The organism is Halobellus rarus (assembly GCF_024494595.1).
Classification (GTDB): Archaea; Halobacteriota; Halobacteria; order Halobacteriales; family Haloferacaceae; genus Haloquadratum; species Haloquadratum rarum.
Genome location: NZ_JANHDI010000013.1, coordinates 115,553 through 133,032 on the forward strand (window position 1 = coordinate 115,553; position 17,480 = coordinate 133,032).

At 67.6% G+C, this 17,480-nt stretch carries 18 protein-coding genes and 1 tRNA gene; 16 read left to right on the forward strand and 3 right to left on the reverse strand.

The genetic code is table 11. From position 1 onward, the window contains the following. Positions 1-126: 126 nt before the first annotated feature. The 15 genes from ilvB to NO876_RS15510 all read left to right on the forward strand — a co-directional run bounded on the left by ilvB (position 127) and on the right by NO876_RS15510 (position 14,320). On the forward strand, positions 127-1,893 hold the full coding sequence (gene ilvB / locus NO876_RS15440) for a biosynthetic-type acetolactate synthase large subunit (RefSeq protein WP_256422563.1): 1,767 nt from the start codon (positions 127-129) through the stop codon (positions 1,891-1,893). Further along, positions 1,890-2,570: an acetolactate synthase small subunit gene (ilvN, locus tag NO876_RS15445; RefSeq protein ID WP_256422564.1), complete on the forward strand. Its 681-nt coding sequence runs from the start codon at positions 1,890-1,892 to the stop codon at positions 2,568-2,570. Before ilvB ends, ilvN begins: the two co-directional genes overlap by 4 nt. A gap of 10 nt (positions 2,571-2,580) precedes the next feature. Next, positions 2,581-3,618: a ketol-acid reductoisomerase gene (gene ilvC / locus NO876_RS15450; protein ID WP_256422565.1), complete on the forward strand. Its 1,038-nt coding sequence runs from the start codon at positions 2,581-2,583 to the stop codon at positions 3,616-3,618. Positions 3,619-3,669: 51 nt separating this feature from the next. Further along, complete coding sequence (gene leuC / locus NO876_RS15455) at positions 3,670-5,091, forward strand: 3-isopropylmalate dehydratase large subunit (protein ID WP_256422566.1); 1,422 nt, start codon at positions 3,670-3,672, stop codon at positions 5,089-5,091. After that, positions 5,088-5,696: a 3-isopropylmalate dehydratase small subunit gene (leuD, locus tag NO876_RS15460; protein WP_256422567.1), complete on the forward strand. Its 609-nt coding sequence runs from the start codon at positions 5,088-5,090 to the stop codon at positions 5,694-5,696. Before leuC ends, leuD begins: the two co-directional genes overlap by 4 nt. Continuing rightward, the gene (leuB, locus tag NO876_RS15465) at positions 5,689-6,669 is read left to right on the forward strand and encodes a 3-isopropylmalate dehydrogenase (RefSeq protein ID WP_256422568.1); all 981 of its coding nucleotides are present in this window, start codon (positions 5,689-5,691) and stop codon (positions 6,667-6,669) included. Before leuD ends, leuB begins: the two co-directional genes overlap by 8 nt. A 340-nt stretch (positions 6,670-7,009) precedes the next feature. Then, the gene (gene glpR / locus NO876_RS15470) at positions 7,010-7,789 is read left to right on the forward strand and encodes an HTH-type transcriptional regulator GlpR (protein ID WP_256422569.1); all 780 of its coding nucleotides are present in this window, start codon (positions 7,010-7,012) and stop codon (positions 7,787-7,789) included. After that, positions 7,786-8,733 carry a 1-phosphofructokinase gene (gene pfkB / locus NO876_RS15475; protein WP_256422570.1) on the forward strand — a complete coding sequence of 316 codons (948 nt, stop codon included), beginning with the start codon at positions 7,786-7,788 and terminating at the stop codon, positions 8,731-8,733. The genes glpR and pfkB overlap by 4 nt, the downstream gene beginning before the upstream one ends. A 105-nt stretch (positions 8,734-8,838) precedes the next feature. Beyond that, positions 8,839-9,990: a PTS fructose transporter subunit IIC gene (locus tag NO876_RS15480; protein WP_256422571.1), complete on the forward strand. Its 1,152-nt coding sequence runs from the start codon at positions 8,839-8,841 to the stop codon at positions 9,988-9,990. Between the two features lie 118 nt (positions 9,991-10,108). Continuing rightward, complete coding sequence (locus tag NO876_RS15485) at positions 10,109-10,573, forward strand: PTS sugar transporter subunit IIA (RefSeq protein ID WP_256422572.1); 465 nt, start codon at positions 10,109-10,111, stop codon at positions 10,571-10,573. Beyond that, entirely contained in the window at positions 10,573-10,842 is a 270-nt protein-coding gene (ptsH1, locus tag NO876_RS15490) for a phosphocarrier protein HPr (RefSeq protein ID WP_256422573.1), read from the forward strand. The genes NO876_RS15485 and ptsH1 overlap by 1 nt, the downstream gene beginning before the upstream one ends. A gap of 4 nt (positions 10,843-10,846) precedes the next feature. Next, the gene (gene ptsP / locus NO876_RS15495) at positions 10,847-12,547 is read left to right on the forward strand and encodes a phosphoenolpyruvate--protein phosphotransferase (protein ID WP_256422574.1); all 1,701 of its coding nucleotides are present in this window, start codon (positions 10,847-10,849) and stop codon (positions 12,545-12,547) included. Then, positions 12,544-12,993 carry a PTS fructose transporter subunit IIB gene (locus NO876_RS15500; RefSeq protein ID WP_256422575.1) on the forward strand — a complete coding sequence of 150 codons (450 nt, stop codon included), beginning with the start codon at positions 12,544-12,546 and terminating at the stop codon, positions 12,991-12,993. Before ptsP ends, NO876_RS15500 begins: the two co-directional genes overlap by 4 nt. 139 nt (positions 12,994-13,132) lie before the next feature. Continuing rightward, positions 13,133-14,125: a class II fructose-bisphosphate aldolase gene (gene fba / locus NO876_RS15505; protein ID WP_256422576.1), complete on the forward strand. Its 993-nt coding sequence runs from the start codon at positions 13,133-13,135 to the stop codon at positions 14,123-14,125. Positions 14,126-14,170: 45 nt separating this feature from the next. Then, on the forward strand, positions 14,171-14,320 hold the full coding sequence (locus NO876_RS15510) for a DUF7557 family protein (protein WP_256422577.1): 150 nt from the start codon (positions 14,171-14,173) through the stop codon (positions 14,318-14,320). A 116-nt stretch (positions 14,321-14,436) separates the two neighbouring features. Here the strand turns inward: NO876_RS15510 and NO876_RS15515 are convergent, their stop codons facing one another. From NO876_RS15515 to gpmI, 3 genes are all read right to left on the reverse strand, one after another. Further along, the gene (locus NO876_RS15515; RefSeq protein ID WP_256422578.1) at positions 14,437-14,664 is read right to left on the reverse strand and encodes a TrmB family transcriptional regulator; all 228 of its coding nucleotides are present in this window, start codon (positions 14,662-14,664) and stop codon (positions 14,437-14,439) included. A 216-nt stretch (positions 14,665-14,880) separates the two neighbouring features. Then, positions 14,881-14,974, reverse strand: a tRNA-OTHER gene (locus NO876_RS15520). Positions 14,975-15,044: 70 nt separating this feature from the next. Further along, complete coding sequence (gene gpmI / locus NO876_RS15525) at positions 15,045-16,559, reverse strand: 2,3-bisphosphoglycerate-independent phosphoglycerate mutase (protein ID WP_256422579.1); 1,515 nt, start codon at positions 16,557-16,559, stop codon at positions 15,045-15,047. Positions 16,560-16,696: 137 nt separating this feature from the next. On the opposite strand from gpmI, the gene NO876_RS15530 reads away from it, so the two are divergent. After that, positions 16,697-17,413, forward strand: a complete 717-nt coding sequence (locus tag NO876_RS15530) for a DUF1405 domain-containing protein (RefSeq protein WP_256422580.1) — start codon at positions 16,697-16,699, stop codon at positions 17,411-17,413. Positions 17,414-17,480: the final 67 nt, after the last annotated feature.

Genomic DNA, 17,480 nt, shown 5'->3' on the forward strand with positions numbered 1-17,480 from the left:
CCGATCCGCACGACCGATGCCGACGTATCGAACGCAGACCACGCCGACCCACGCGGGACCGAACGCCGAAGCGTCCCGTACGCGGCCGAAACGCCGCTCGTCAGCCGACTGCGGAGGTGAGCGAGAATGAGTAAACAGGCACCGTCGTCGCCGAACGCGACGACCGACGCCGAGGCCGACCCGGAGGAAGAGACGGAGCAAACCCCCGTCACGACCGGCTCTGAGTCCGTCATCCGCGCGCTCGAAAACGAGGGCGTCGAGGCGGCGTTCGGCGTTCAGGGCGGGGCGATCATGCCCGTCTACGACGCGCTGTACCACTCGGACATCCGCCACGTCACGATGGCGCACGAACAGGGGGCGGCCCACGCCGCCGACGCCTTCAGCGTCGTCCGGAACGAGCCGGGCGTCTGTCTGGCGACGTCGGGACCGGGGGCGACGAACCTCGTCACCGGCATCGCCGACGCGAACATGGACTCCGACGGCCTGCTCGCGCTGACCGGGCAGGTCCCCTCGGACATGGTCGGCTCCGACGCGTTCCAGGAGACCGACACCACCGGCGTCACCGCGCCGATCACGAAGCACAACTACTTCGCCAGCGACGCCGACACCGTCGGCGACACGGTCGGTGAAGCGCTCGCGCTCGCGGGCGAGGGTCGACCCGGCCCGACGCTCGTCGACCTCCCGAAGAACGTCACCCTCGACGGGACCGACGCCGAACCCGGTCCGGCCGAGCCGCCGGCGACGACGCGACCGCAGTACGTCGCCGACGAGGAGAACGTCGAGGAAGCCGCCGAGGCGATCGAGGCGGCCGAACGACCGCTGTTGCTCTTCGGCGGCGGCGTCATCAAGGGCGACGCGACCGAGCAGGCCCGCGCGTTCGCGCACGAACACGAGGTTCCCGTGGTCACGACGATGCCGGGCATCGGCTCGTTCCCCGAGGACGACGACCTGTGTCTCTCGTGGGCGGGGATGCACGGCACCGGCTACGCGAACATGGCGATCACGCACACGGATCTGCTGATCGCGGTCGGGACGCGCTTCGACGACCGCCTGACCGGCGGCATCGACACCTTCGCGCCGGAGGCGGAGGTCGTCCACATCGACATCGATCCCGCGGAGATATCGAAGAACGTCCACGCGGACTACCCGCTGATCGGCGACGCGGGCATCGTCCTCGATCAGGTCGACGACGCGATCGACGCCTCGCCCGAGGCCGACGAGTGGCGCGAACAGTGTCAGACCTGGAAGGAGGAGTACCCGATGGACTACGCGACGCCGGACGACGAGCCGCTGAAGCCGCAGTTCGTCGTCGAGATCCTCGACGAGGCGACCGGCGACGACGCCATCGTCACCTCGGGAGTCGGCCAACACCAGATGTGGGCCGCCCAGTACTGGACGTTCACCGAGCCGCGGACGTGGGTGTCGAGTCACGGCCTCGGGACGATGGGCTACGGCCTGCCCGCGGCGATCGGCGCTCGAATCGCGGCCGACGACGACCAAGACGTCGTCTGCATCGACGGCGACGGCTCCTTCCTGATGACGATTCAGGAGCTTTCCGTCGCCGTCCGCGAGGAACTGGACATCACCGTCGCGGTGCTGAACAACGAGTACATCGGGATGGTCCGCCAGTGGCAGGACGCCTTCTTCGAGGGCCGGCGGATGGCCGCGGAGTACAACTGGTGTCCCGAGTTCGATATGCTCGCGGAGGCGTTCGGCGCGCGCGGTTTCCGCGTCGACGACTACGACGAGGTCGCAGACACCGTCGAGGAGGCCGTCGCATACGACGGACCGTCGGTCATCGACTTCCACATCGACCCGGCGGAGAACGTCTACCCGATGGTCCCCTCCGGCGGCGCAAACGGACAGTTCGCACTGACGGAGGATCAGCTATGAGCTCGCAGGAAACCGACGAGACCGACGATCTGCCGAAGCACGGACTGAAGGGACCGAAGCCGGAGGAGCGGCCGCACCCCGAGGGACGCCGCAACTCCCAGGGGATTCGAATCGATCCGGAGGCCGAGGCCGAGCCCGAACAGCGCCGCGCGGTGCTGTCGGCGCTGGTCGAGGACGATCCCGGCGTGCTCTCGCGCATCGCGGGGCTGTTCTCCCGCCGGCAGTTCAACATCGAGAGCCTCACCGTCGGGCCGACGACCGTCGAGAACCACTCGCGGATCACGATGGTCATCGAGGAGCCCGACCCCGGGATCGATCAGGCGGAGAAGCAACTCGCCAAACTCAAGCCGGTGATCGCCGTCGGTGAACTCGACGACGACGCCGTGCGGACCGAACTCGTCCTCCTGAAAGTCGAGGGCGACGAACCCGACAAGGTGCACGCGGTCACGGAGATGTACGACGGGCAGACGCTCGATGCCGGCCCGCGGACCATCACGGTCCAGCTCACCGGCGACGAGCAGAAGATCGACGACGCGATCGACGCGTTCCGCCAGTTCGGCATCATCGAGATCGCGCGCACGGGCTACACGGCGTTGGCGCGCGGCGATCAGGCGACCGTCCCGGGGGAGAAACCGGGCACCGCGGACGAACCGACGCGACCGACGAACGCACAATAACATCTCAAAAATGACAGACGAAGACCTGAACACGACGGTATACTACGACGACGACGCGGATCGCTCCTACATCGACGACAAGACGGTGGCCGTCCTCGGCTACGGCAGCCAGGGCCACGCCCAGTCGCAGAACCTTGCCGACTCCGGAGTCGACGTGATCGTCGGGCTGCGCGAGGACTCGTCCTCGCGCGCGGCCGCCGAGGCGGACGGACTCCGCGTCGAGACGCCCGCGGACGCCGCCGCCGAGGCGGACATCGTCTCGATGCTCGTCCCCGACACGGTCCAGCCCGCGGTGTTCGAGCAGATCAAGGACGGACTCGAGGCCGGCGACACGCTGCAGTTCTCTCACGGGTTCAACATCCACTACAACCAGATCCGACCGCCGGAGGACGTCGACGTGACGATGGTCGCGCCGAAGTCCCCCGGCCACCTGGTGCGGCGCAACTACGAGGCCGGACAGGGAACGCCGGGGCTCGTCGCGGTCTACCAGAACGAGACGGGCGATGCGCGCGAGGAGGCGCTCGCGTGGGCGCACGCGATCGGCTGCACCCGCGCCGGCGTCATCGAGACGACGTTCCGCGAGGAGACCGAGACCGACCTCTTCGGCGAGCAGGCCGTCCTCTGCGGCGGGATGACCGCGCTCGTCCGCGAGGGCTACGAAACGCTCGTCGACGCCGGCTACTCCCCGGAGATGGCGTACTTCGAGTGTCTGAACGAACTGAAGCTCATCGTCGACCTGATGTACGAGGGCGGGCTCTCCAATATGTGGGACTCCGTCTCCGACACCGCCGAGTACGGCGGCCTCACGCGCGGCGACCGGATCATCGACGAGCACGCCCGCGAGCGGATGGAAGAAGTCCTCGAGGAGGTCCAGGACGGCACGTTCGCCCGCGAGTGGATCGCGGAGAACCAGGCCGGTCGACCGTCCTACACCCAGCTGAAACACGCCGAGGAGACTCACGAGGTCGAACAGGTCGGCGAACCCCTCCGCGACCTGTTCGCGTGGGGCGAGGAAGAAGAGGCCGCGGAGGCGGCCGCGGACGACTGAGGATGAGGATGACCGAGATATTGATGAACGCGGAAGCCCACGGTGATGTAGATGAGTGAGGGAACGCTGTACGACAAGGTCTGGGAGGAACACACGGTCTCGGAGCTCCCGACGGGACAGACGCAGCTGTTCGTCGGTCTCCACCTCATCCACGAGGTGACGAGCCCGCAGGCGTTCGGGATGCTGCAGGAGCGCGACCTAGAGGTCGCCTACCCCGAACTCACGCACGCGACGGTCGACCACATCGTCCCGACGGCGGACCAGTCGCGTCCGTACCGCGACGACGCGGCCGAGGAGATGATGTCTGAGCTCGAACAGAACGTTCGAGACGCCGGCATCCAGTTCTCGGACCCCACGACGGGCGAACAGGGGATCGTCCACGTCATCGGGCCCGAGCAGGGACTCACCCAGCCCGGGAAGACGATCGTCTGCGGCGACTCCCACACCTCGACGCACGGCGCGTTCGGCGCGCTGGCGTTCGGGATCGGGACGAGCCAGATCCGCGACGTGCTCGCGACGCAGACGATCGCGATGGAGAAGAAGAAGGTTCGAAAGATCGAGGTCACGGGCGAACTCGGCCCCGGCGTCGAGGCGAAGGACGTCATCCTCGAGGTGATCCGTCGCCTGGGCACCGAGGGCGGCGTCGGCTACGTCTACGAGTACGCCGGCGAGGCCATCGAGAGCCTCGACATGGAGGGGCGGATGAGCATCTGCAACATGTCCATCGAGGGCGGCGCGCGAGCGGGGTACGTCAACCCCGACGAGACCACCTACGAGTGGATGAAAGACACCGATTACTTCCGGGAGAACCCCGAGAAGTTCGACGAGCTCAAGCCCTACTGGGAGTCGATCCGCTCCGACGACGACGCCGAGTACGACGACGTCGTCACCATCGACGGCTCCGAACTGGAGCCGGTCGTCACGTGGGGGACCACGCCCGGCCAGGGCATCGGCATCTCCGAGCCGATTCCGGAGCCGGAGTCGCTGGCGGCGGACAAACAGGACACCGCGCGGCGCGCCCAGGAGCACATGCGCGTCACGCCCGGGGACACGATGGAAGGCTACGAGATCGACGTCGCCTTCCTCGGGTCCTGTACGAACGCGCGCCTCCCCGACCTGCGTCGGGCGGCCGAGGTCGTCGAGGGCCGCGAGGTCCACGAGGACGTCCGCGCGATGGTCGTCCCCGGTAGCCAGCGCGTGAAGGCCGCCGCCGAGGCCGAGGGCCTCGACGAGATCTTCGAGGAAGCCGGCTTCGAGTGGCGCAACGCGGGCTGTTCGATGTGCCTCGGGATGAACGAGGACCAACTGGAGGGCGACGAGGCCTGCGCGTCCTCCTCGAACCGCAACTTCATCGGCCGGCAGGGCTCGAAGGACGGCCGGACCGTGCTGATGAACCCCCGGATGGTCGCCGCCGCGGCGATCGAAGGGAAAGTGACTGACGTGCGCGAACTCAAGGAGGTGACCGCCGTATGACCGACGAGATCCCCGAGATCGACTCGGTGACGGGCACGGGCGTTCCCGTCCGCGGGAACGACATCGACACCGACCAGATCATCCCCGCGCGCTTCATGAAGGTCGTCACGTTCGACGGCCTCGGCGAGTTCGCGTTCTTCGACCTCCGGTTCGACGACGACGACGACCAGAAGGACCACCCCTTCAACGAACCGCAGTTCCAGGACGCCTCGGTGCTCGCCGTCAACGCCAACTTCGGCTGCGGCTCCTCGCGCGAGCACGCCCCGCAGGCGCTGATGCGCTGGGGCATCGACGCCATCGTCGGCGAGTCGTTCGCCGAGATCTTCGCCGGAAACTGCCTCGCGCTGGGCATTCCGACGGTCACGGCGGACCACGAGACCATCGTCGACCTCCAGGAGTGGATCGACGAGCACCCCGACGGGGAGATCCACGTCGACGTCGAGGAGGAGACGGTCACCTACGGCGACACGACCGTCGAGGCGACCGTCGACGACGCACAGCGGCGGGCGCTCACCGAGGGCGTCTGGGACACGACGGCGCTGATGAAGTCCAACGCCGACGCGGTCGCCGAGAAAGCCGCCGAACTCCCCTACGTCGATGTCTGAGGAGATCGTCGTCATCGAGGGCGACGGCATCGGCCGGGAGGTCGTCCCCGCCGCCGTCTCCGTGCTGGAGGCCGTCGGCGACTTCGAGTTCGTCGAGGCCGAGGCCGGCGACGCCGTGAAGGAAGAGACGGGCGAGGCGCTCCCGCAGGAGACCTACGACACCGTCGCCGACGCGGACGCGACGCTGTTCGGCGCGGCCGGCGAGACGGCCGCGGACGTCATCCTCCCGCTGCGGACTGCGGTCGGCTCGTTCGTCAACGTGCGCCCGGCACGGGCGTACCCCGGCGTCGACGCCGTGCGCCCGGAGACGGACCTGGTCTTCCTGCGCGAGAACACCGAGGGCGTCTACGCGGGTCACGAGGATCGCCTCTCGGACGATCTCTCGACGCTCACCCGCGTCGTCACCACGTCGGCCTCGGAACGGCTGGCCGAGTACGCCTGCGAGTACGTGGAAGAACAGGGGAACGACGGGTTTCAGGTCGTCCACAAGGCGAACGTGATGCGCGAGACCGACGGCCGCTTCCGCGACGCGGTCGTCGACGTCGCCGAGGGGGCGGGCGTCGAGACCGAGGAGGTCCTGATGGACGCCTTCGCGACGCGCGTCTGTCTGGATCCAACGCAGTTCGACGTCGTCGTCTGCCCGAACCTCGCGGGCGACGTCCTCTCGGACCTCGCGGCGGGACTGGTCGGCGGACTGGGACTGCTTCCGTCCGCGAACGTCGGCCCCGACAACGCGCTCTTCGAACCGGTCCACGGCACCGCACCAGACATCGCGGGCGAGGGCGTCGCCAACCCCTCGGCGGCGATCCTCTCGGCGGCGATGCTGCTCGATCACCTCGGCTACGCCGACGAGGCCGAGAACGTCCGCACGGCGGTCGAATCCGTGCTCGAAGACGGCCCCCGGACGGCCGACCTCGGCGGCGACGCCGACACCGAGGCGGTCACGGCCGCGGTCCTCGACCGACTGGACTGACGTTTCGTCCGCTTTTGTCCGATTTCACGATTTCGATGCCGACGCTGCAAGACACGCCGTCTCGGTAGCGTCGTCGGTCCGTCGAATCCGTCTCCGCCGGCCGGGGTGGGTTCCCCCACGGCCGCCGTACCCGTTTTTCGAATCCGCGCATCTGTTACCTCCGAGACTGCATGCGTTCGTATTCCGCGGAAGTCGTGCCCGTCAGTTTCGCCGGTGGCGGTCGAATCCGCCTACTGTTGTCCGTTCGTGATCGCTAGACGGCCAGAAATCTCGGGATACGTTCCGATACGAACACAAACCATTAACAATACACAGATCGAAGTCCGCTCAGACGAACCTTATGTTACCCGCTGAGAGAAAACGACGCATCGTGGAACTCGTCACCGCCGCGGACGGGCGGTCGGTGGAAGCTCTCGCCGACGAACTGGGGTACTCGAAGGCGACGATCCGTCGGGACCTCCAAGAACTGGAGAGCCAGGGGCTCATCGAGCGGTCTCACGGCGGTGCAGTCCCCGTGACGAGCGTCGGACACGAACAGGCGTACGGACAGAAGGAGGTCCAGAACCTCGAGGCGAAGCGCGCCATCGCCGAGCGCGCCGTCGAGGAGCTCACGGAGGGACAGGTCGTGTTCTTCGACGCGGGGACGACGACGATGCAAGTCGCCCAGAGCGCGCCGAAGGACGGATCGATGCTCGCGGTGACGAACTCCCCGCGACTGGCGGTCGAACTCGGAAAGGAGGAAAACGACGTCAAACTGACCGGCGGGACGCTCCGTCGCCGGACGCGTTCGCTGGTGGGCCCGACCGCCGAGTCGTTCCTCGAACGGACGAACTTCGATCTCCTGTTTCTCGGCGCGAACGCGGTCGATGTCGAGACCGGACTCACGACGCCGAACGAGGAGGAGGCGCGCGTCAAGGAACTGATGGTCAAGCGGGCCTCGCGTGTCGTCCTCGTCGCGGACGCGACGAAGATCGGCGAACGCTCGTTCGTGACCTTCGCCGACCTCTCGGACATCGATATGTTCATCACCGCAGGCGAGATCGACGACGAGACCAGAGAGCGGTTCGAGGCCGAGGACGTCACCGTGGTCGTCGCGACGCCGGAGGCACCCACACTATGACCCGCCGCGACGGTGCCGGGACACCGAGTCACGCCGACGTACTGACAGTGACGATGAATCCGGCGGTCGATCACACGCTCACGGTCGAGGAACCGCTTCGTGAGGGAGAAGTCGCTCGGACCGACGACGCGCAGTTCGACGCCGGCGGAAAGGGGATCAACGTCTCGCAGTACCTCACCGCACTGGGTGTCGAGGCCCCCGCGACGGGCTTTCTCGGCGGGCCGTTCGGCCGGATGATCGCCGAGACGCTCGACGACGACGGCGTCGCGCGCGACTTCGTCGAGATCGACGGGCGAACCCGCCTGAACACCACGGTACTGAGTCCCGACGGCGAGTACAAGATCAATCACAACGGTCCCGTCGTCGGCCGCGAGGACGTCGACGCGCTGGTCGAGCGGGTCCGCGATCGCGGCCCCGACCGGCTCGTCGTCGCCGGGAGCCTCCCACGCGGGATCGACGCCGACGTCGTCGATCGGCTGGCCGGTGCCGGACCCTGGGAGACAGCGGTCGATATGGGCGGATCGGTCCTAGAGCGGCTTTCCGGAGCGTACCTCGTGTGCAAACCGAACCGATCGGAACTGGGCGAAGCGACCGGACGAGCGGTCGAGACGGTCGAAGACGCCGCGTCGGCCGCCGCCGAACTCCGCGAACGGGGATATCGGTACGTGCTCGCGTCACTCGGTGCCGACGGCGCGCTCCTGGTCTCCGAGTCCGACGCGCTCTACGCCCCGGCGCTCCCGGTCGACGTCGTCGACACGGTCGGCGCGGGCGACGCGTTGCTCTCGGGCTTCCTCGCGGGACTCGCCCGGGGGGAGCCGATCGAGGACGCGCTCAGAACGGCGGTCGTCGTCGCCGCGCGCGTCGTGTCGGTATCGGGCACGAGCGTTCCGGCCTTCGACGACGTCTTCGAGAACCGCGAACAGGTAACAGTCACGCGGGTCTGACGCGTCCGCTGTTCATTTCCGTATTGAGAACGCCATATTCAGTCAGAAACAAACGCGAGCGAAAGTATTTTTGAGTTCCTTCAGAAACATCCGTGAGGGAGACTTATGTCAAGCAAAGCTGAGAGCAAGATGCGGTCCCACCTGACGAAGGTCAAGGAGGACCTCATGACCGGCGTATCGTACATGATCCCGTTCGTGACCATCGGCGGGATCTTCCTGGCGCTCGGGTTCGCCGTCGCGCCGACTGGTCCGAACGGTGCGCCGGATACGTCTCAGGTCGGGACGCTGGCGTACTTCCTCGGGCAGATCGGCGGGCTGGGCCTGACGATTATGGTCCCGATCCTCGGCGCGTACGTCGCGTACGCGATCGCGGATCGACCGGGACTGGCTCCCGGGTTCCTCGCGTCGTATCTGATCCAGCAGGGAGAGGTACTGGTGGCGGCAGGCGAGGTCATCGGGTTGCAAGGCGGCGAGGCAGGTGCCGGGTACCTCGGAGCGCTCGTCACCGGCCTCCTCGTCGGCTACGTCGCCCGCTGGATCAAGAACTGGAGCGTTCCGGACTTCATCCAGCCGATGATGCCGGTCCTCATCGTCCCCGTGCTGACGATGGCGATCGTCTCGCCGGTCGTGCTGTTCGTCCTCGGCGTCCCTGTTGCGATCGCGAACGCGGGGCTGACCGCGTACCTGGAAGGGCTTCAGGGCAGTCAGGCGCTGCTCGTCGGCGCGCTTCTCGGTGCGATGATGGCGTTCGACATGGGCGGCCCGGTCAACAAGGTCGCCTACGTGTTCGCCGCGGGTCTGATCACCGAGGGAATCACCCAGCCGATGGCCGCGGTGATGATCGCCGGGATGATCCCGCCGATCGGCCTTGCTATCTCGAACTTCATCGCGCCGCACAAGTACGCCGAGGAGATGTACGAGAACGCCAAATCCGGGATCGTCCTCGGGTTCTCGTTCATCACCGAGGGAGCGATCCCGTACGCGTCGGCGGATCCGATCCGCGTCATTCCGTCGATTATGGTCGGGAGCGCCGTCGGCGCGGCGATGTCGATGTCGCTCGGCGTCACGATGCCCGCCCCGCACGGCGGCATCTTCGTCGTCCCGCTGTCTAGCAACCCGCTGCTGTTCCTGGCAGCGATCGTCATCGGATCGCTCGTGACGGCGGCGCTCGCGACGGTGCTCAAGCCCGACTACGAGGAGGGCGTCGGCGCGGCCGGCGGGGCCGAGGCGGGCGCAGCGGCGGGCGGCGACGACTGAGAGGGACAGCCGCCTCGTCGTCACTCGGTCCGATCAACTCCGATCTTTTCCGGTCGACGCGTGTCGACCAACCGAAGAGAAAATTCCTTAACAATCCCGTGCACATATTCGATTGGTTATGCTCGAAGATGACATCGACCGGCTGCTGCCGCTCGCTCACATCTCGCTTTCGGAGCCGCCGGCGAACAAAACGGACGCGATCGAGTTCCTCCTGGATCTCATCGCGGACAACGGCCGCGTGACGGACCGCGAGGCCGCCCTCGACGCGCTCCGGGAGCGCGAGAAGGAGGCGACCACCGGGGTCGGAATGGAAATCGGGATCCCGCACGCGAAGACGAGCGCCGTCGAGGAGCCCTCGATCGCGTTCGGCCGCTCCGAGGAGGGAATCGACTTCGACGCGATGGACGACAAGCCCGCTCGCCTGCTGTTCATGATCCTCGTCCCCGCGGAGGGCGGCGAGGAACACTTACAGATCTTGAGCGCCCTGTCGAGAGCACTGATGCACGAAGACGTCCGCGAGACGCTGCTGGCGGCCGAAGACGAGGAGACCGTTCAAGAGACCGTTCGGGAGGCCGTGAACTGATGCCCGAACGAATCGTCACCATCGTCCCGGAGGACGGCCTCCACGCGCGGCCGGCGTCGAAGTTCGTCGAGGCGGCCAACGAGTTCGACTCGGAGGTGAAAGTCGGGCACGTCGACGGCGACCAGGTGAACGCGGCGAGCATGCTCGCGGTGACCGGACTGGGGGCCGCCGCCGGCGACGAGGTCCGACTGACCGCCGAGGGCGAGGACGCCGAGGCCGCGCTGGACGAACTGGAGCGAATCCTGACGACGCCCGAGGACGAGCTCTGAGCCGATGACCGAGCGACGACTCTCCGGCATCGGCGTCACGCCGCTGTCCGGCGTCGGCTCCGTCGTCTGGTACGCGCCCGACGCGGAACTCGACGAGCCCCCGGCGCCCGAGGCGGTCGACGCCGACGCGGAGATCGATCGGTTCGAGGGCGCCCGCGACGAGGCCCGCGCGGAGATCCGCGCCGAGCGCGAGCGGACGGCCGAGCGCGTCGGCGAGGCCGAGGCCGAGGTCTTCGACGCGCACGTGCAGTTCCTCGACGACCCCCAGATCACCGAGGGCGTCGAAGACGAGATCGAGGGCGGCCTCCCGGCCGAACACGCGGTCTCCCGGACGTTCGATCGGTTCGTCGAGCAGTTCGAGGGGATGGAGGGCCGGATGGCCGAGCGCGCCGACGACCTGCGGGACGTCCGCGACCGCCTCGTGCGCGTGCTCGTCGGCGGCGACCGCGTCGACCTCGCGGATCTCCCGGCGGGGAGCGTCGTCCTCGCCGAACGGTTGACACCGAGCGACACGGCACAGCTCGACCCCGAGCGCGTCGCCGGGTTCGTGACCGCCACCGGCGGGCGCACCTCGCACGCGGCGATCTTCGCGCGCTCGCTGGCGCTGCCGGCGGTCGTCGGCGTCGGCGAGGACCTCCGCGACGTCGCGGACGGCGCCGAGGTCGTCGTCGACGGCACCGAGGGCACGCTCGTCGTCGACCCCGACGCGGAGACGCGGGAGGCCGCGGCGGGCGGCGAGGAGGTCGAGATTCGAGAAGAGTCGGTCGAGACCGCCGACGGGACGCCGATCGAGGTCGCCGCGAACGTCGGAACGCGGGCGGACCTCGCGCCCGCCGCCGAGCGCGGGGCCGACGGTATCGGGCTGTTCCGAACCGAGTTCCTCTTTCTCGACCGGGAATCGCCGCCGGACGAGGACGAGCAGTACGAGGCCTATCACGAGGCCCTGGAGGCGTTCCCCGACGGGCGGGTCGTCGTCCGGACCCTCGACATCGGCGGCGACAAGCCGATCGAGTACCTGGACCTGCCCGACGAGGAGAACCCCTTCCTCGGCGAGCGCGGCATCCGGCGCTCGCTCGGCCCCGACGCCGACCTCTTCGAGACGCAGCTCCGGGCGCTCCTGCGCGCGGCCGGCGACGACGCGGGCGGGCAGCTCTCGGTGATGTTGCCGCTCGTCTCGACCGTCGAAGAGGTCCGCGAGGCGCGCGAGATACTGGAGTCGGTCGCGGCCGATCTGGAAGACGAGGGCGTCGCCTACGCCGTCCCGGAGTTCGGCGTGATGATCGAGACGCCCGCGGCGGCGTTCCTCGCTCCCGACCTGGTCGAGCACGTCGAGTTCTTCAGCATCGGGACGAACGACCTCGCGCAATACGTGATGGCCGCCGAGCGCGGCAACAGCCGGGTGTCAGACCTCGGCGACTTCCGCCAGCCCGCGGTGCTGCGGGCGATCCGCGCGACGGTCGACGCGACCGAGGGAACGGACGTCTGGGTCGGGATGTGCGGGGAGATGGCCGGCGACCCCGATCTGACGAGACTGCTCGTCGGCCTCGGCCTGGACGAACTGAGTATGAGCGCGGTCACGGTGCCACAGGTGAAGCGAGCGGTGACCGAAACGACCGTTCCGGAGGCGCGCGACCTCGCAGAGCGCGCGCTCGCCGCCAGTACGAAAGCTGAAGTCGAAGCCGTGTTAACAGAGAGCACACAATGAAACTCGTCGCAGTCACATCCTGTCCGACCGGAATCGCACACAGCCAGATGGCGGCCGAAAACCTCGAACAGACGGCCGAACGACTCGGTCACGACATCAAGGTCGAGGTCCAGGGCGCGATGGGCGCGCAGAACGAACTCACCGCCGGGGAGATCGCCGACGCCGAGGCCGTCATCATCGCCTCCGACACCGCGGTCAGCCGCGACCGTTTCGAGGGCAAGCCCCTCGTGAAGGGAACCGTGAAGGACGGCGTCAACGACCCGGAGAGCCTCTTCGAGCGGGCGGCCGAACTCGTCGAGGAGGGCAAGACCGAGGCCGTCGAGGTCGACGGCGAGGCGTCGGACGCCGGTGGCGACGACACCGAGTCGGGCGCGTCGGAGCCGAGTCGACGCGGCGGCGACCGTGAGAAGGGACTGTTCGCGCGGCTCAAGAAGCTCTTCTCCTGATCGGTCGCTGTCCCGTTCGCCCGAGTCCCGTCGTCCGACGAGCGGTACGCCCATCGAACGCGCAATACCGTGCAGAGACGAACAGTCTCCGTATATCTTATGACGCAGGCGCGAGAAGTCCGAGGCGAGGTGACACACAGTGCCGTTCTACGGCGGGAGTGAACTCGCCAACGTCTACGACGACGCCTTGGAGAAGGGATTCGGCCTCGTCGCGTCGAACATCGCCGAACCGAACATCATGATGGGGCTGATGGAGGGAGCCGCGCGGAAGAACTCGGACCTCCTCTTACAGCTCAGCGGCGGTGCCAGCACGTTCGCCGGCAACGAAGACCCGGTGGACGGGCTGAAAGCGATGGGGGCGTACATCGACACGATCGCCGACCAGTACGACATCGGCGTCTTCCTCAACATGGACCACCAGACGGACCTGGAGTTCATCGAGGCGCAGATGGATCTCGAAATCCCCTCCTCGATCATGATCGACGCCTCCCACGAGCCCTTCGAGGAGAACGTCGCGAGGAGCAAGGAGGTCGTCGAGATGAAAGAAGAGAAGGGCGCAGACGTCCTCATCGAGGCCGAACTCGGCCAGATCAAGGGCGTCGAGGACGAGATCGAATCCGAGGAGGCGTTCTACACCGACCCCGAGCAGGCCGTCGAATTCGTCGACCGGACCGGCTGTGACCTGCTCGCGATCTCGGTGGGAACGCAGCACGGGGTCGCGAAGGGCAAAGACCTGGAGTTGCGGCCGGACCTCGCGGCCGACATCCGGCAGGCGCTCCGCGATCACGGCCTCGACACGCCGCTGGTGCTCCACGGTTCCTCGGGCGTCCAGCCCGACCAGCTCCAGCGGATGCTCCAGCACGGCATCTGCAAGGTGAACAAGGACACCCGGTACCAGTACGAGTACACGCGGACGGCCTACGACCTTTATAGCGAAGACCCGACGAACATCGTCCCGCCGGAGGGCGTCGACGCCGACCGCGACACGTTCTTCAACGACACCGACTGGTCGCCGAACAAGGACGTCTTCGACCCGCGGGTCGCCGGGCGGAACATCCGCGAGCGTATCGCCGACGTCCACGCCGAGCTCACCGAGGTCTCCGGAACCGCCGGACAGAGCCGGTACGCGTAAGACGCGCCCCCGGAGTTTAAGTCTCCACGCGGCGTTTCTTCGGGTATGCCGCAGATACACCTCGACGAGGAGACGGTGGCCCGGCTGGACTCGCTCCGACAGGAGGACGAGGACTACGACGAGCTCGTCACCGAACTCATCAACATCTACGAGGCCGAGGAGCTGACGCTGTTCCACGGCGGCGACGAGGTCTAGCCCAACACCGGAGAGCGCGGAACCGATCTTCGGACGCCACACACGAAGTCGAGCGACGCTTCCGCCAAAACGGTAGCGGCGACGCTGTCGAACGCGTTTGTCGGCGTCGTCGACCCTCAGCAGAGGCGGTAGCGTTCGGCGTCCTGGTCGATCAGGTCGCGTTCACACAGCGTCGAGAGAATGCTGTACAGCGAGATCTTCTTCATATCTAGGCCCGATTCGAGCTCCGAGAGAGTCGCTTCCCCGTGTGTCGAAAGGAACAGATAGACGAGCTTCGCACGCGGCGATTCGAGGCTGGACGGAATCGACGGCGCTTCGATCCCGGCTGTCGGTCGTGAGTGCATCGTACTCTGCATTGTCGTTGTCTTTCCCTTAGCTTCGACGATAATAAAACCCATCCACGACGATCGTCGAAACAACTGAGAGATAAATCCGGCTATATATCGCTTCTATTCGGCGTATTCTCGAAAGTGGACGAACGTTCATCGAAGTTCCGGCGCGTTTCGGCGTCGATTTTTTCGACTGGTGACGATACTGCCGCTCGAATCCGGCGGGCGGAGTGGAAGGGGCGGGAGTCGAACCACGCGAAGCCGTAAGCCGGAGCGACCGAGTGACGGTCGCTGCCGGAACGCTCTACCACTGAGCCACCCTTCCGATGCGGAGGTACGTGGCGCTGTCGTATATGCGTAGCGGCGCGAACGAGGCCGCCGCAGAGCCAGCACGGCTACTCCAAGAGCGACTCGCCCGTCATCGTGGCGGGTTTCTCGACGCCCATCAGTTCCAGAAGCGTCGGCGCGATGTCGCAGAGCGAGCCGCCCGAACGAACCCGCCGACCGCCGTCGTCGCCGTCGGGCGTCAGGTAGACGAGCGGAACCGGGTTCGTCGTGTGCGCGGTGTGCGGCTCCTCGGCGGTCCCCATGTCGTCGGCGTTGCCGTGGTCGGCCGTGACGAGGACGTGGCCGCCCGCGTCTTGGACCCCGGCGACCAACCGACCGAGCTGTTCGTCGACGGTCTCGACGGCCCGGATCGCCGCCTCGAAGTCGCCGGTGTGACCGACCATGTCCGGGTTCGCGTAGTTGAGCACGAGCGCGTCGGGGTCCTCGGCGTCGATGAGTTCCAGCGCCGTGTCGGTCACCTCGACGGCGCTCATCTCCGGTTCGAGGTCGTAGGTGGGCACGTCGGGGCTCTCGACGATCCGGCGAATCTCGCCGTCGAACTCGACCTCGCGGCCGCCGTTGAGGAAGTAGGTGACGTGGGCGTACTTCTCGGACTCGGCGATCCGGAGCTGGGTCTTCCCGGCGGCCGAGAGCGTCGCGCCGAGCGTGTCGGTCGGCTCCTCCGGCGGGAACGCCACCGGGAAGTCGAACGTCTCGTCGTACTCGGTCATCGTGACGATGCGGGTCTCCGGCGGGTCGGTCTCGAAGGGCCACTCGGGCTCGACGTCGCCGAGGAGTCGGACGAGCTGGCGCGCGCGGTCCGGCCGGAAGTTGAAGAACAGCACCGCGTCGCCGTCGTCGAGCGCCGGGGCACCGGACACGAGCGTCGGCTCGACGAACTCGTCGGTGTCGCCGCGCTCGTAGGAGTCGCGGAGGGCCTCGACGGCCGAGGGAGCCTCGTGGTCGGCCTCGCGGTGGACGACGGCGTCGTAGGCGCGCTTCGTCCGCTCCCAGTTCCGGTCGCGGTCCATCGCGTAGTACCGCCCGGACACCGTCGCGACGTCGCCCGTTCCGTGCTCGTCGACGACGCCTCCGAGCGTTTCGAGGTACTCCTCGCCGCCGTAGGGGTCGGTGTCGCGGCCGTCGGTGAACGCGTGCGTGACGGCGTCGACGCCGCGGTCGGCGGCGATTTCGATCAACGCGTGGAGGTGGCCCTGCTCGGAGTGGACGCCGCCGTCGCTCAGAAGGCCCATACAGTGCACGCGGCCGCCCGTCTCCTCGACGTGGTCGAACGCCGAGGCGATGGCGTCGTTCGTCCGGAACGTGCCCTCGGCGATGGCGTCCTCGATGCGCGTGTACGCCTGCTTGACGACCCGGCCCGCGCCGATGTTGAGGTGCCCGACCTCGCTGTTTCCCATCTGTCCTTCCGGGAGGCCGACGTTCCGCCCGGAGACGTCGAGCGTGCCGTACGCGCCGGTCTCGGCGAGCCGATCGAAGTTCGGCGTCGACGCCGCCTTCACCGCGTCGCGTCGGTCGTGGTCCCCGAGGCCCCAGCCGTCGAGGATGACGAGCGCTGCCTGCATACCCGAGGCGAGGCGAGGTGGGAGGGAATAGCCTTCGCTTCGGTCGGCACGCGTCGGCGCTCCGACCCCGTCGGCGCTCCGAGACCCACCGCTCGAACGCGACACCTTCTTTCGGGTCCCCGTCGTCGTCGGAACCGATGGTCGAGTCCTCGGAGGGATCGACGGGAAAACACGGATGGCAGGCGCGCCTCCGACGGCCCTTCCCCGAGCGCTGGGTGCAGTACTACCTCGGCAACGGCGCGAGCCTCGGGTGGTTGCTCGTCGTCGACGGCGCGGCCTTTCTCCTCGGTGTCAGTTTCTACGTGCACTCGGACCCCTCGCTGGGCGACCTCAGTTCGCTCGCGTACCCGCTGTTCGGCGATTCGCCGACCGCGCTCGCGCTCGCGACGCTCTCGGTGGCGACGCTGCTCCCGAATCTCGGCCGCCGCGTCACCGACGCCCCCTCGAACCGGTTGCTCGCGCTCTTGCACACCCTCGCGTTCGTCTGGCTCGCGAAGTACGGCCTCTGGACGGCCATCGCGCTCAACCTCCGGCCGGACCTCTACGTCGGCTTCACGCCGACGCTGCTGTGGGAGTACTGGGGCATCCTGATCACGCATCTCTTTTTCCTCCTGCACGCGGCGGTGATCCCGTACTACGGCGAGACGACGCGGGAAGCGCTGGCCGCGGCGCTCGTCTTCCTCCTCCTCAACGACGCCTTCGACTACGGACTGGGGCTGTATCCGCCGCTCCGGTACGAGGCCGGCCCGCTGCTGGCGGGGATCACCGTCTCGTTGTCGTTCGCGGTGATCGCCTACGCCGCCTGGGCGTTCGATCGGCACGGTTCGAGTTCCGACGACGGAACGGCGGAGTGACGACAACCCTCGTGGGGAGGCGATAATTTATCTATCGAGACGGGACCAGAGCCGCCGTGACGTGAGC